This window comes from Pedobacter gandavensis (genome assembly GCF_032678745.1).
GTDB classification, from domain to species: domain Bacteria; phylum Bacteroidota; class Bacteroidia; order Sphingobacteriales; family Sphingobacteriaceae; genus Pedobacter; species Pedobacter gandavensis_C.
This window is the reverse complement of sequence record NZ_JAVTST010000001.1, coordinates 223625-237027: the sequence shown is the minus strand read 5'-3', so window position 1 is coordinate 237027 and position 13403 is coordinate 223625. Positions and strand designations below refer to the sequence as shown.

The 13403-nt window shown below is 41.2% G+C and carries 12 protein-coding genes; 8 read left to right on the top strand and 4 right to left on the bottom strand.

Going from position 1 to position 13403, the window contains the following annotated elements:
* Positions 1-115: 115 nt before the first annotated feature.
* On the top strand, positions 116-2389 hold the full coding sequence (gene katG / locus R2S10_RS00915) for a catalase/peroxidase HPI (protein WP_316838542.1): 2274 nt from the start codon (positions 116-118) through the stop codon (positions 2387-2389).
* A gap of 81 nt (positions 2390-2470) precedes the next feature.
* Here katG and R2S10_RS00910 read toward each other — a convergent pair whose 3' ends face one another.
* Complete coding sequence (locus R2S10_RS00910) at positions 2471-3640, bottom strand: aldose epimerase family protein (protein WP_316838541.1); 1170 nt, start codon at positions 3638-3640, stop codon at positions 2471-2473.
* Between the two features lie 189 nt (positions 3641-3829).
* Here R2S10_RS00910 and R2S10_RS00905 point away from each other — a divergent pair, with 189 nt between their 5' ends.
* The 6 genes from R2S10_RS00905 to R2S10_RS00880 all read left to right on the top strand — a co-directional run bounded on the left by R2S10_RS00905 (position 3830) and on the right by R2S10_RS00880 (position 11006).
* Positions 3830-7015, top strand: coding sequence for a two-component regulator propeller domain-containing protein (locus tag R2S10_RS00905; RefSeq protein ID WP_316838540.1), 3186 nt, complete (start codon positions 3830-3832; stop codon positions 7013-7015).
* Positions 6985-7806, top strand: a complete 822-nt coding sequence (locus tag R2S10_RS00900) for a response regulator (RefSeq protein WP_316838539.1) — start codon at positions 6985-6987, stop codon at positions 7804-7806. Before R2S10_RS00905 ends, R2S10_RS00900 begins: the two co-directional genes overlap by 31 nt.
* A gap of 83 nt (positions 7807-7889) precedes the next feature.
* Complete coding sequence (locus R2S10_RS00895; RefSeq protein WP_316838538.1) at positions 7890-8558, top strand: hypothetical protein; 669 nt, start codon at positions 7890-7892, stop codon at positions 8556-8558.
* 7 nt (positions 8559-8565) lie between these two features.
* Positions 8566-9225, top strand: a complete 660-nt coding sequence (locus R2S10_RS00890) for a hypothetical protein (RefSeq protein WP_316838537.1) — start codon at positions 8566-8568, stop codon at positions 9223-9225.
* A gap of 149 nt (positions 9226-9374) precedes the next feature.
* On the top strand, positions 9375-10394 hold the full coding sequence (locus R2S10_RS00885) for an NAD-dependent epimerase/dehydratase family protein (RefSeq protein WP_316838536.1): 1020 nt from the start codon (positions 9375-9377) through the stop codon (positions 10392-10394).
* A 36-nt stretch (positions 10395-10430) separates the two neighbouring features.
* Entirely contained in the window at positions 10431-11006 is a 576-nt protein-coding gene (locus R2S10_RS00880) for a Crp/Fnr family transcriptional regulator (protein WP_316838535.1), read from the top strand.
* Positions 11007-11025: 19 nt separating this feature from the next.
* Here R2S10_RS00880 and R2S10_RS00875 read toward each other — a convergent pair whose 3' ends face one another.
* Both R2S10_RS00875 and R2S10_RS00870 read right to left on the bottom strand, forming a co-directional pair.
* Positions 11026-11955 carry a helix-turn-helix domain-containing protein gene (locus R2S10_RS00875; protein ID WP_316838534.1) on the bottom strand — a complete coding sequence of 310 codons (930 nt, stop codon included), beginning with the start codon at positions 11953-11955 and terminating at the stop codon, positions 11026-11028.
* 166 nt (positions 11956-12121) lie between these two features.
* Positions 12122-12478: a YybH family protein gene (locus tag R2S10_RS00870; RefSeq protein WP_316838533.1), complete on the bottom strand. Its 357-nt coding sequence runs from the start codon at positions 12476-12478 to the stop codon at positions 12122-12124.
* Between the two features lie 101 nt (positions 12479-12579).
* On the opposite strand from R2S10_RS00870, the gene R2S10_RS00865 reads away from it, so the two are divergent.
* Positions 12580-12936 (top strand): helix-turn-helix domain-containing protein, encoded by a 357-nt coding sequence (locus tag R2S10_RS00865; protein WP_316838532.1) that lies wholly within the window; start codon positions 12580-12582, stop codon positions 12934-12936.
* Here the strand turns inward: R2S10_RS00865 and R2S10_RS00860 are convergent.
* The gene (locus tag R2S10_RS00860; RefSeq protein WP_316838531.1) at positions 12917-13375 is read right to left on the bottom strand and encodes an Lrp/AsnC family transcriptional regulator; all 459 of its coding nucleotides are present in this window, start codon (positions 13373-13375) and stop codon (positions 12917-12919) included. The genes R2S10_RS00865 and R2S10_RS00860 overlap by 20 nt on opposite strands.
* Positions 13376-13403 lie beyond the last annotated feature (28 nt).

Here is a 13403-nt window from a genome sequence, read left to right as displayed (position 1 = left end):
TTTAAGAAGCTAATTTATAATCATTTGATGATGACAATTTCATTTATTCTCCTAATTTTATATTGCTTAAGGATCAGCGAGGAAAAGCAACTATTCAACCTGTAAAATTTAAAGTATGGAAAGTGAATCAAATGACATCAGTAAATGCCCCTTTCATAATGGCAGCATGAAACACAATGTTGGCGGTGGCGGCACACGAAACCATGATTGGTGGCCTAACCAATTAAAGCTGAGCATTCTGCGCCAACACTCTTCTCTATCCAATCCTATGGAGGAAGATTTTAATTATGCCGAAGCGTTTAACAGCCTGGATCTGGAAGCTGTAAAAAAAGATTTAAATGCCCTGATGACTGATTCTCAGGACTGGTGGCCAGCCGATTTCGGGCATTATGGTGGCTTGTTTATACGTATGGCATGGCACAGTGCCGGAACCTACCGTGTAGGTGATGGACGTGGCGGTGCAGGTGCAGCTTTACAGCGCTTTGCACCCTTAAACAGTTGGCCTGACAATGTGAGTCTGGATAAGGCTCGCAGATTGCTTTGGCCAATTAAGCAAAAATATGGCCGTAAGATCTCCTGGGCGGACTTAATGATCCTTAGCGGAAATGTGGCCTTAGAATCTATGGGCTTTAAAACCTTTGGATATGCCGGTGGCCGTGAAGACCTTTGGGAACCGGATGAATCCGTTTATTGGGGTGCTGAAGACAAATGGCTGGGTGGCGACCTGCGTTATGCGCAAGGCTCCTCTGGCGTAGATAAAGACCATGGTGTAGTGGTAACCGATGATGATGGCGAAACTACCCATAGCCGTAAATTAGAAAAACCCCTTGCCGCAGTGCAAATGGGCTTAATATATGTAAATCCGGAAGGTCCTGATGGTGATCCGAATCCTGTGGCTTCTGCCAAAGACATTCGCGATACTTTTGGCCGGATGGCCATGGATGATTATGAAACCGTGGCTTTAATTGCTGGTGGCCATAGCTTTGGTAAAACACATGGCGCGGCATCTGCTGATCATGTGGGCAATGAGCCGGAAGCGGTAGACCTGGAAATGCAGGGCTTAGGCTGGAGCAACAGCTACCGTTCGGGCAAAGGTCCGGATGCGATTACCAGCGGACTGGAAGTGATCTGGACGACCACACCAACCCAATGGAGCAACAACTTCTTTGAAAACTTATTTGGTTTCGAATGGGAATTGACGACTAGTCCTGCAGGCGCGCACCAATGGGTGGCAAGAGCGGCAGAACCGACGATTCCAGATGCATTTGATCCTTCAAAAAAACACTTACCTACGATGTTAACTACCGATCTGGCCTTAAGGTTTGATCCGGTATATGAGAAAATATCCAGACACTTCTTCGAAAATCCGGATGAGTTTGCAGATGCTTTCGCCCGTGCCTGGTATAAATTGACGCACCGTGATATGGGGCCAATTGAGCGCTATCTGGGTCCTGAAGTACCACAGGAAGAATTGCTATGGCAAGATCCTATCCCTGCATTAGACCATGCATTGGTGAATGAAAGTGATGTCTCTGCTTTAAAAACTAAAATCTTTGGATCAGGTTTAAGCGTATCTGAGTTGATTTCTACTGCCTGGGCTTCCGCTTCTACTTTCCGTGGTACAGACAAACGTGGTGGCGCCAATGGCGCACGCATTCGCCTTGCTCCACAAAAGGACTGGGAAGTGAATAACCCTCCACAATTGAAAAAAGTATTGAATGTGCTGGAAAACATCCAGAAAGAGTTCAATGCTGCTCAATCTGGGGGCAAGAAAATCTCTCTTGCTGATTTAATCGTATTGGCTGGTTGTGCAGGTCTTGAAAAAGCGGCAAAAGATGCTGGTCATCCGGTTAGGGTTCCTTTTGCAGCGGGTCGTATGGATGCTTCACAAGAGCAGACTGATGTAGATTCATTTGGTTACCTGGAGCCTCTTGCAGATGGTTTCCGCAGCTACCGAAACTCAAAAATACCAGTATCCACAGAAGAACTACTGATCGATAAAGCTAATTTACTGACGCTTACCGTACCTCAGTTAACTGTATTATTGGGCGGTATGCGCGCATTGAACGCTAACTTTGATGGTTCGAAACATGGGGTATTTACCGCTAACCCGGGTCAGCTTAGCAACGATTTCTTTGTTAATTTACTGGATATGAATACAGTGTGGCAGTCTACCTCTGATGAAAAAGAGATCTACGAAGGACGCGACCGCAATACGCAGCAGTTAAAATGGACTGCTACTCGTGCGGATCTCGTGTTTGGTTCTAATTCAGAATTAAGGGCGGTTGCTGAAGTCTATGGAAGTGCAGATGCTCAGGGTAAATTCGTGACCGACTTTGTAACGGCATGGAATAAAGTGATGAACCAGGACAGGTTTGATATAAGATAAATTAGTTATCTTATCTTCGTCGGGCACCGGGTTTACCCGGTGCCTTCTTTTTTGGGGGAGAGGATAAAACGAGAGGGATGATTAAAGCGTTGTAAATTTATAAACGGAAGTAGATTTGTAAAGCTCCCCCGGTTTCAATAGTGTTGAAGGAAAAGCTGGTTGATTTGGGCTGTCTGGGAAATGCTGCGTTTCTAAGGCAAAAGCGGTTCTGAAATCGTCTTTATGATTGCCTTTCATGGTGTTTTTTCCTAACATAAAATTGCCGCTATAAAACTGTAATCCTGGCTGATCCGTGTAAACACTCATCACAATACCGCTTTTATCTCCGGTAACCAGGGCCACAGGCTGATTTGCTGTATGACTATTCAGTACATAATTATGGTCATAACCCTTTCCATTTTTAAGCTGTTCATCTTTTGTTTCAATGTCTTTGCCAATGGTTTTTTCGGTTGTAAAGTCGAAAGCTGTTCCTTTTACCTCAGCTAAGTTCCCAAGAGGAATGAGTGTAGTATCCACAGGCGTATATTTATCTGCATTAATTTTCAGGAGGTGATTCAGGATTGATCCGCTTTGCTCCCCATTGAGGTTAAAAAATGCGTGGTTGGTTAAATTGACAACCGTATTTTTATCTGTTGTGGCTTCATAGCTAATTTTCAATTCCTGATCATTGCTCAGCGTATAAAGAACTTTAACTTTTAGGTTCCCAGGAAAACCTTCTTCCATGTCTTTCGACAAATAGCTCAGTTCCAAAGTTTGGGGATCTAGCTGTTTGGCCTCCCATACTACATCCTGAAATCCTTTCTTACCACCATGTAAGGTATTTACTCCGTTATTGGTAAACAACTGGTAGTTTTTACCATCCAGCGTAAACTTACCTTTGGCAATTCTGTTGCCATACCTGCCGATTGTAGCGCCAAAATAAGGTTCTGTAGATTGCTGATAACCTTCCAGCGTACTGAATCCTGCGACCACATCCTGGAGTTTATTGTTTTTATCAGGTACCAAGAGAGCTACCAATCGACCGCCATAATTACTGATCAAGGCTTTTGCACCGTTTTTATTCTGAAGGCTAAAAAGCTTTACTTCTTTACCATCTACCGTTTTCTCAAAAGCGCTTTCAGATATCGCTGAGACATTCTCAGAAGTTTGCTCTTCTGCATTTTTCCCTGGCATATCCCTGCAGGAAAGCATATTAAGGGCAAACCCGGCGAGCAGCAGATGGCACATCGTATATTTTAAATGTCTGTTCATTATTTGGTTTTTTTAAAGGTGGTTCGGGAATTCAGCTCCGTATTTGCTGAGTATTACTCAAATATTGCTGATTTAGGCTGATGTGCTACTACTCGTTTGTCTCAAAATCTCCACAAATAGTGTCAATCTACATTCCAGGCGAAAAGCGATGATATCTTTAATATATTTGAAACAACCAGCCAAACCAAATTGAGAACCATATTACTCGTATTTTTACTGCTTACCGCAAAAATGGGGTATGCACAACCTTATTACTTCAAGCATTATCAGGTGGAGAACGGACTCTCCAACAACAGTGTTTTTTCCAATGTCCAGGACCGGGATGGATTGATGTGGTTTGGGACTAAAGACGGTTTAAACCGATTTGACGGTTATTCTTTTAAAACTTACCGCCATGACCCTGCTGATCCGGAGAGCCTGGGAAATGATAAAGTTCATGCTTTGGTAAGTGATCCATCCGGAGGTTTATGGCTGGGCACAGATCAGGGCGTTTATAAATACCATCCGCAGAAAGAAACATTCAGCCCAATTAAAGAAAGTCTAAAGATGGGTATTTCGGTGCTACAGGTAGACCATGAAGGGACGCTATGGATCCTTTCCGGAGAAAAAGTATATACTTATCAACCCTTAAAGAAGCTCTTTCAAGAGGTAAAGATGGAAGATTCATTTAGCGCAACCCATCTATATTGTCGCCCGAATGGACAAATGCTGATCAGTAGTCCGCAGGCCGACCTAGCGCTTTACAACAAGAATAGCCGGGCTTTTGAAACCAAATACCGCCTGACTAAAGAAGGCAGTAGTTCTTTTGGCCGAATTTGCGCCATGGCAGAAAGTCCGGATCAACAGCTGATTATAGGAACCAGTAATGAAGGTTTGAAGTTATTCAACTTAAAAACCAAGGTATTAAAGGACCTGATAATACAGAATAAAGACAAAACTCATATTTATGTAAGGGATATTCAGGCTTTAAATGACCATGAATTTTGGATTGGAACAGAGTCCGGTTTGTACAGTTACCATCTGGAGAGCGGAAAGATTACTCATTTACAAAAGCAACTGGGCAACCCATATTCCCTATCGGATAATGCCATTTACACCCTTTGTAAAGATAAGGAAGGTGGCATCTGGATGGGTACTTATTTTGGTGGCATCAATTATTACTCCCCAAAATCTTCTGTTTTCAGCAAGTATTTCCCCCAGCCAGAGCAGAATTCTATCAGCGGAAATGACATCCGGGAAATCACTAAAGATAAAAATGGCAATTTCTGGATCGGCACAGAGGATGCAGGATTGAATAAGCTGGATCCTAAAACAGGTCGCTTTACTTCCTTTTTTCCAGATGGCAGCAAATCCAGTATTGCTCACTCGAATATCCATGGCTTGCTGGCCGACGGAAACAAGCTTTGGATCAGCACTTTTGAACATGGAATAGACCTGATGGACATCCAAAGTGGCAGGATTATCAAGCATTATCAGGCGGGTGTTGGCAATGCACTAAGGTCTAATTTCAGCTTACACCTTTATAAAACCAAGTCCGGGGATGTGCTTGTGGCCACTACTGTAGGGCTGTACAAATACGAACGTAAAAAGGATGATTTTGAAGCCATTCCGGGTTTACCTCTTTTATTTTTCAATAACATATTGGAAGATAGTAAAGGTCGGATCTGGGCGGGAACTTATAGCGAGGGTCTTTTTTGTTTTAAGCCCGGTGTAAAAGGTTATCAGAATTTCAGACATGAAGCTAAAAACAGAGCTAGTTTAGCGAGTAACACGGTAAACGGCATTTTCGAAGATAGCAGGAAGAACCTCTGGGTGGCAACTGATGGCGGCGGGTTATCGCTACTCAACAGTAGTCAAACTGCTTTCAAATCTTATACGGTAAAGGATGGATTTCCGAGTAACTTTATTTTCCGGATGCAGGAAGATCAGCAGCAGAACTTGTGGATCAGCAGCACCCGTGGCTTGATCCGATTTAATCCGATCCTTAACACCCTAAAAGTTTATACCCGGGCAGATGGCTTGCTGACCGACCAGTTTAACTACAATTCTTCGTTTAAAGATCTGGATGGCCGAATGTTTTTTGGCAGCGTAAAAGGAATGGTGAGTTTTCAGCCTTCACAATTGAGTACAACTAAGGCTACCGCTCCTGTATTTTTAACCGACTTCAAAATTGACAATAAAGGGCTTCAGGATCAAAAAGAAGATTCCATCCTGAATGAATCCATCCTCTTTACCAAGGAGATTACCTTACAGCATGACCAGTCCTCTTTTAGTATTGACTTTGCGGCATTGAGTTTCATTTCTCCGGAAATGACTGAGTATGCCTATAAAATGACCGGTTTATATAACGACTGGGAGTATTTAAAGACGAACAGGAAGGTTTATTTCACGAAACTGGCCCCAGGAACCTATGTTTTTGAGGCTAAAGCGATGATCAGCGGCAGCAAGGAATGGAGCCATGACAATGTAAAACTGATCGTAACAGTGTTGCCTCCTTTCTGGAAAACCAATTTTGCCTATATATTGTACGGCTTGTTGTTCATTGGTTTTCTAGCGATCCTGATCTGGCAATACCATCAAAGAACGGAACGTAAAAGCAAAAGATTGATGGAGCTTTTTGAGCATGAAAAAGAGAAGGAAATCTATCAGGCTAAGATTGAGTTCTTCACCAATGTAGCGCATGAAATCAGAACTCCGCTGACTTTAATCAAAGGACCAATGGAGAAGCTGATTAAGCAGGCCAAGGAAGTTCCGCTGATGGAGAAGAATCTAAATACGATGAACCGAAATACGGATCGGCTCCTGGACCTGACCAATCAGCTGCTGGATTTCAGAAAGACGGAAGTGTCTGGTTTTTCTTTGAATTTCGTCAGCGCAAACATCTCCCAATTACTCGAGGATGTGGCACTCCAGTTTCAATTTGCTGCTGAGCATAAAAATATGGTTTATGAGACTGAGCTTCCCAGGGAGGCCGTCCATGCCTATGTAGATCTGGAGGCTTTATATAAAATACTGAGCAACCTCATCGATAATGCCATCAAATATGGCTTATCGGAGATCAAAGTATTGTTAACAGTAAATGAGGCTCAGGACGAGTTTAGCATAGAGATCAAGAGCGATGGTCAGAAGATTGCTCCGGAGCTGAATGAGAAGATCTTTGAGCCTTTCTACAGGGCAAAAGAGAGTGAAATGAAACAGGGAACAGGGATTGGACTTTCTATTTCGCAGGCATTAGCCGAACTTCATAACGGTAAGCTGTATTTACAGGTCAGCGAAGGTGCTTATAATATATTTGTAGTCAAACTTCCCATTCAGCAAAGTATGGGCTTTAATTTAAAGGGAAAATGGAAAAAGATAACTTTGGATCAGCATTAGAATTTGATCAGGATGCGAAGCCAGTGGTACTATTAGTGGATGATAATGAAGAGATTCTGGATTTCATCTCAGATGATCTGAGCGAGAAGTTCCAGGTATTGGTGGCCAAACATGGACTGGATGGCTTAGCTATTTTGGAACAGGAAATTGTACACCTGGTGATCAGCGATGTGATGATGCCGGAAATGGATGGTTTTGAGTTCTGTAAAAGGATAAAAACCAGTGTCGAGTTTAGCCATATCCCTGTGATTTTGCTTACAGCGAAGAACACGATGCAATCTAAAATCGAAGGGCTAGAACTTGGTGCAGATGTATATCTGGAAAAACCATTTTCGCCGGAGTTTTTACAGGTTCAGGCTTCCAGTTTAATCGCAAACAGAAACAAGATTAAGGCTTATTTTTCCAGTTCTCCCCTACTTCACCTAAAGAGTATTGCCTATTCCAAAGCAGACGAGCAGTTTCTTGAAAAGATACAAGCGATTATAGATAAGAACATTAGCAATCAGGACCTGGATGTAGAACACCTTGCCGACAATATGAATATGAGCAGGCCTACTTTGTACCGTAAGATCAAATCTATCTCCAATCTAACTCCTAATGAGCTGATTAATATTTCCCGGTTAAAACGGGCAGCAGAATTGCTGAGCCAGGGTTTACTGAAAATCTATGAGATTTCAGAGCTGGTGGGCTATAGTTCACAAACTCATTTTGGAAGGATCTTCTCCAAACAATTCGGAATGTCTCCTACAGAATATGCGAACAGCAGGCAGGCAGATATGAGGAGCAAATAAGCCGTTTATTTAATTAAAAGATCAAAAAAGCGACTGAATAGCGAAATTTTACAATAAATTCGCGTTTCAAAATTAACGCTTTAATGAATAAATTCTACAAAAAAATAAGCTTGTTGTTTCTAGGCGGCTGTGTTTTATCCGCTTGTAAAAAGGAATCCAAGGAAGAAGCTGTTGTATTTCCATTAACATTCCATATGGAAGGGCAGGAAATTACACCTGGCGTCCGTCTGTTCACTAAAGATGGTGAGATCAACGATCCAGGAAAGATTGCAAATTTTGTAAAATACCATTATTATTTTCAAATTCCACCTATCACGAGTAATACAAAATTTCCCTTCTTATCCTTTTCTTCGAAAAACCAGGCTGAATTTCTTTATGACAGCTCGCAACCCCTATTGGATGTTGTAAAGAAGAACAATAGGTTCTTATTCACTTCAACTAAGGAGAAAATATGGGGCGATCAAGGTGCTACGAAAGGTCTTTTTAAGCATCAGCACCTGCGTAAAATCCCCAATTATGAGCTTTACTATAGAAAAGAAATGTCTGTGGCTTATGGGGACTATAAAATGTTGAAATTCCCTCATGTAAGGTATTTCATTTCCAGAAGAATCGGTAACAATATCATCGAGGCTCATGGAAATATCAACAATGAGATTAATGAATTGTTTATTTCCACCTTAAGAGATAACGACACATTGGCTTACACTACATACAACACCATCGGTATATCAGTAAATAACACCTCGAATTAACGATCAAATGAATAAATTCTACAAAACAATAAGCTTGTTATTTCTGGGCGGCTGTGTTTTATCTGCTTGTAAAAAAGAATCTAAGGAAGAGGCTGTTGTATTTCCACTAATATTTCATTCTGAAAGACTGGAAATGAATTCTGGTGTCCGTGTGTTCACTAAAGATGGCGAGATTAAAGATCCAGGAAAGATTGCAAATTTTGTAAAGTACAATGATTACTTTCAAATTCCGGATTCCACGAATAGCACAAAAGATTCCTTGTTTACCTTTTCTTCAAAAAACCAGGTTTTAATTTCTTATGGCACTAGAAAAACCCTATTTGACCTTGCAAAAACGAACAATATGTTCTTATTCACTTCAACTGAGGAAACGGCATTTACAAGAGATCCACATCCTACGAAAGGTCTTTTTAAACATATAAACAGGAGTCCTATCCCTGCAGTTGAGCTTGACCTAGGGAGGATAATGCATGTGGCTTATGGAGACTATAAAACATTGAAATTGCCTATGCAAAGGTATTTCATTTCCAGAAGAAACAATGACTCTAATTTCAGTCAGGCAGTTGGAACCGTCAACAATGATATTGATGAATCGTTTATTTCTACTTTAAGAAATAGGGATACATTGGCTTACCGGACTTACCATATCGTTTGTAGCAGTAAATAAAGTATACTCTAAATATTTAGCGTCCTATAAAAGAAGCCTCCCAGGAGGCTTCTTTTATAGGATTATTTTAATCTAGCAGCATTCCCTAACAAAAGTCAAGTGCTTTTGGTAATTGGTCGCGGAACTTTGTGTCATCAATAAAAAATAAGATGACACAAAACAAATTAGCATTGGTTTCCGGAGCAAACGGACATTTAGGAAATAACCTGGTCAGATTTCTTATCAGCAAAGGGATCCCTGTGAGGGCTTCCGTACGCAACATTCACCATAAAGCTCCTTTTCTGGGATTGGATTGCGAGGTGGTTCAGGCTGATATTACAGACAAAGCCTCTTTTCTGAGAGCCTTACAAGGCGTACATACCTTTTATGCTGTTGGCGCAGCATTCAAGCTATGGGCAAAAGATCCCAAGAAAGAAATTTACGATGTGAACATGGAAGGCACAAAGCATACCATTGAGGCCGCTGCGGAAGCAGGCGTAAAACGCATTGTATATGTTAGTTCGATCGCAGCATTGGACTATACGCAATTGCCTACAAAAGAAAGTAATGGATACAATCCTGATCGTCGGGATAGCTATTACAATTCTAAAAATGATGGGGAAAGGTTGGCCTTTCGCCTGGCCAAAGCGCTGGGAATAGAATTGGTTGTTGTTATGCCCGCAGCAATGATTGGTAGCGAAGCTTTTTTACCGCTCAATGTCTCTTACGCTGTGCTTAAGCTGATCCTTAACAAACAGATCCCAATAGACACGAAAATAACCCTGAACTGGATTGATGTAAAAGATGTAGCGGAAGGCTGTTGGCTGGCCGCAGAAAAAGGAAGAAATGGCGAGCGTTATATCCTGGCCAATGAGCAATGTATGACCATCACTGATACGACTAAGCTTGCCGGCAGTTTATACCCGGAACTGAAACTTAAAATTCCTGCCGCAGTCCCTAAGTTTATGTTATTTACGATTGCAGGAATCATGGAGTTCTCCGCAAAAATACAGGGCACCGCTCCGATACTAACCAGAAAAGACATTGCGATGTTTTCAGGCTTACAACAAAATTTCGACACCAGTAAAGCCAGAAAAGAACTGGGCTTTAATCCAAAAGCCCCAGAACAGGCTGTAAGCGAAGCATTGGCTTACTTAATTCAGCAACAGTTGGCTATTAAAATTTCGTAGTTTAGTACCATTCATTGAGTCATTTCTACAGGTATAATGCAACAACAATTAATTGACTTTATTCAAACCCGACATTCACTTTCAACAGCGGATCAGCGTTTGATTACCCAATATTTTGAGCCGGTACTTTTCCCCAAAAACCGCATTATTGAAGAAGAAGGAAAAGTACCGAAATACCTTTATTATATTGTTTCCGGATACCTACGTTTGTTTCATTATAATGAGCATGGCGACGAGCTGACAACCCATATCAATTGTCCACCGGGTTTCTTCAGCTCCTACTTTAATTTTGTAAACGAGACCAAATCAAATGAAAATGTAGAATGTATTACTGAATGTGAATTGCTGCGCATTACTAAAGCTGATCTGGAAATCCTGACTTCGAAGAGCATGGCTATGAAAGATTTTAGCATAGCGGTGTTTCAGCAGTCGATCAGTTATAATGAAACCCGTTCTCTGGAGTTGGCTACGCTTTCTGCGGAACAGCGTTACCGAAAATTAATGCAGAACTATCCGGGTATTTTACACAATGTTCCGATTACTTACATCGCCTCCTTTCTTGGCATGAAGCCCGAAAGCCTCAGCCGCATCCGGAAAAAACTTGCACAGTAATCATGGCTAACTTATCCAGCTACAATTTGGAGAGCTGTTGTTTCCGATAAGCTACAGGGCTAAGCGCAACATACTTTTTAAAGTAATTGCTAAAGTGTGTCGCTTCTGAGAATCCCAGCATAAAGGCAATCTCTTTGATAGAAGATCTGGAGTTTTGCAGCAATGATTTTGCTTCGGCCACTGTTTTTTCAGCAATCCAGCTGCTTACTGGCTTACCGGTCTTGGTTTTAATGACATTACTCAGGTAGTTAGGGTGTAAATGTTGCAAGTCTGCATAATCCTGAACCCGGTATAATTTATTCTCCTGACCAAAACTGAGTGTCCTATAATGACTTTCCAGGTTTTTCTTAAATGTTTTGACAATAGAAGAACTGCGGCTCCCCTCATAAATCGGGTTATAGTTTTGCCAGAAATACTCTTTTATTTTCAGCAGTACTGCCACGAATAAGCTCCCTATGATTCTATATTTATAAGGGGAAACACCAAGGTATTCTTTTTGAATCTGATGATAAAGCGATTCGATCTGCTCAAATTGTTCCGGTAGCATCAGTCTCGGCTGAACGGTTTCTGTAAGCAAAAAAGAAAACTCCTGATACACCTCTGCATGGACATTTTCTTTAAGAAAAGATTCATCAAAAGTAATCAGGTAAGCATCGTTAATGTCAAACCATTCAAAGCTTCTATAGTTTCCGGGATTGGTGAAATAAATCGTCCAGGGGGCGATATCAAAAGACATTTCATCAATGTTATACCTTCCATGGGCATCCTTTACGAATACAAAACTGAAGTAATCTGGTCGGTAGACAATAGATTTAAAAGGAAGTTCCTTGAACGTTTCTTTTAAGGAATGTACGGTAAAGCCAGCGTCTCGATTAATAGAATCCAGAGGCAAGCCCATCATCTCGTATAGATCAGTCAGGTTTTTAGAAATGGGTTCCTTCTGTTGCATAACACTTTATACAAGTGTATTGATTTTATCCGTTAAAAGGGTAATTCCTAAGTATATTTAATCCTTATTAATACGCTCCTAATAAAATAAGGCCGGTCAAAAACCGGCCTTATCTATGCATGATACCACAAGAATCACTATAAGATCCTGAAGCAATTCTAGCGCTTTAGTCGTTCCAGATGTCTTTAAGGATGTACCATTCTCCCTCCACATATTGCCATATATACATATAGAATCCTTTGGCAAGTTCCTGATTTTCGGCATTCAGCAATACATATTCTCCGGATTCGTAGGCATAATCAGCACTGATCAGGAGTTCTTTGGTCAGGAAGTTTCCTTTAGATATCCCTAATTTAAAAACGGCGTTGAAGAACGATGCGATCGCTTCCCTGCCTTGAACAACTTGTTGTTTTGGAGGGTAAAGCATGGCTTCGTCAACATATAATACGCAAAGTGCATGACCATCTTGTTGGTTAATGGCAGCATTAAATTGTTCATTTCGGAGTTTTATTTGTTCCTTCATTTGATGTATGTAATTTGAAATGCTAATTTCGGGAGCTCATCCATGCCAATCAATAATGGACAAAATTGTCCTAACCATTTTTTGCTAAATACCCTGTTTCTATGAAAAATAACCTGCGCGTATCTGAGAATAAAACTTGTCCACTGGAACATGCGGTCAACACCATTAGTGGCAAATGGAAAATTCCTATTGTATGGCACCTGCATCAAGGGGTAAAAAGACCTGCCGACTTCTTTTTACACATCGCAGATATGAACAGAAGGGTGCTGAGCAGGCAATTAAAGGAACTGGAAGAAAGCGGCATCATCTTTAAGACCGTGATCCGGGAAAAGCCGCTGGAGGTAGAATACCAATTAACACCATCAGGCGATCAACTGCTTGCTGCATTATGGACCCTCAATGATTGGGGTGCCAGCTTATTAGCTACTGAAACTGAGCTTATATCGGATATGCAGTAATGTTCTTGACTACCCGGAGTACAAAGGAACTGTTGACTCTGGAAACGTTCGGTAATTTTGCCAGCTTATCTCTTAAAAAATTAGAATATTCCTCCAGATTAGCGGTTGAAACCTTTAGAATAAAATCGCAATCTCCAGACATCTGAAAACATTCCATTACTTCTTCAAATTTCGAGACTTCTTCTTCAAATTCTATTAGAATTTCGGCGGTATGGCTATTCATGTGTACGTGTGGAAAAGTGATCAATCCACGATCAATTTTGTTTCTGTCTAATATGGCGACCGTACTTTGAATATAGCCCTGATCGTTCAATTTCCGCCTTCTTTCCTGAATTGCGGCTACAGATCTGTGGAGTTGATTGGCAAGATCTTTATTTGTTAGCGTTGCATCGCGCTGCAAAATCTTTAAAAGTTCGTGGTCAATGGCATCTAATTGCATATAATTTAATTGAGTCGATGTAAAAAAA

Excerpts from the sequence above, each read along its gene's own strand:
- katG (WP_316838542.1), top strand. The coding sequence starts at position 116 with ATGGAAAGTGAATCAAATGACATCAGTAAATGCCCCTTTCATAATGGC.
- R2S10_RS00910 (WP_316838541.1), bottom strand. The coding sequence starts at position 3,640 with ATGAACAGACATTTAAAATATACGATGTGCCATCTGCTGCTCGCCGGG.
- R2S10_RS00900 (WP_316838539.1), top strand. The coding sequence starts at position 6,985 with ATGGAAAAAGATAACTTTGGATCAGCATTAGAATTTGATCAGGATGCG.
- R2S10_RS00895 (WP_316838538.1), top strand. The coding sequence starts at position 7,890 with ATGAATAAATTCTACAAAAAAATAAGCTTGTTGTTTCTAGGCGGCTGT.
- R2S10_RS00890 (WP_316838537.1), top strand. The coding sequence starts at position 8,566 with ATGAATAAATTCTACAAAACAATAAGCTTGTTATTTCTGGGCGGCTGT.
- R2S10_RS00885 (WP_316838536.1), top strand. The coding sequence starts at position 9,375 with ATGACACAAAACAAATTAGCATTGGTTTCCGGAGCAAACGGACATTTA.
- R2S10_RS00880 (WP_316838535.1), top strand. The coding sequence starts at position 10,431 with ATGCAACAACAATTAATTGACTTTATTCAAACCCGACATTCACTTTCA.
- R2S10_RS00875 (WP_316838534.1), bottom strand. The coding sequence starts at position 11,955 with ATGCAACAGAAGGAACCCATTTCTAAAAACCTGACTGATCTATACGAG.
- R2S10_RS00870 (WP_316838533.1), bottom strand. The coding sequence starts at position 12,478 with ATGAAGGAACAAATAAAACTCCGAAATGAACAATTTAATGCTGCCATT.
- R2S10_RS00865 (WP_316838532.1), top strand. The coding sequence starts at position 12,580 with ATGAAAAATAACCTGCGCGTATCTGAGAATAAAACTTGTCCACTGGAA.
- R2S10_RS00860 (WP_316838531.1), bottom strand. The coding sequence starts at position 13,375 with ATGCAATTAGATGCCATTGACCACGAACTTTTAAAGATTTTGCAGCGC.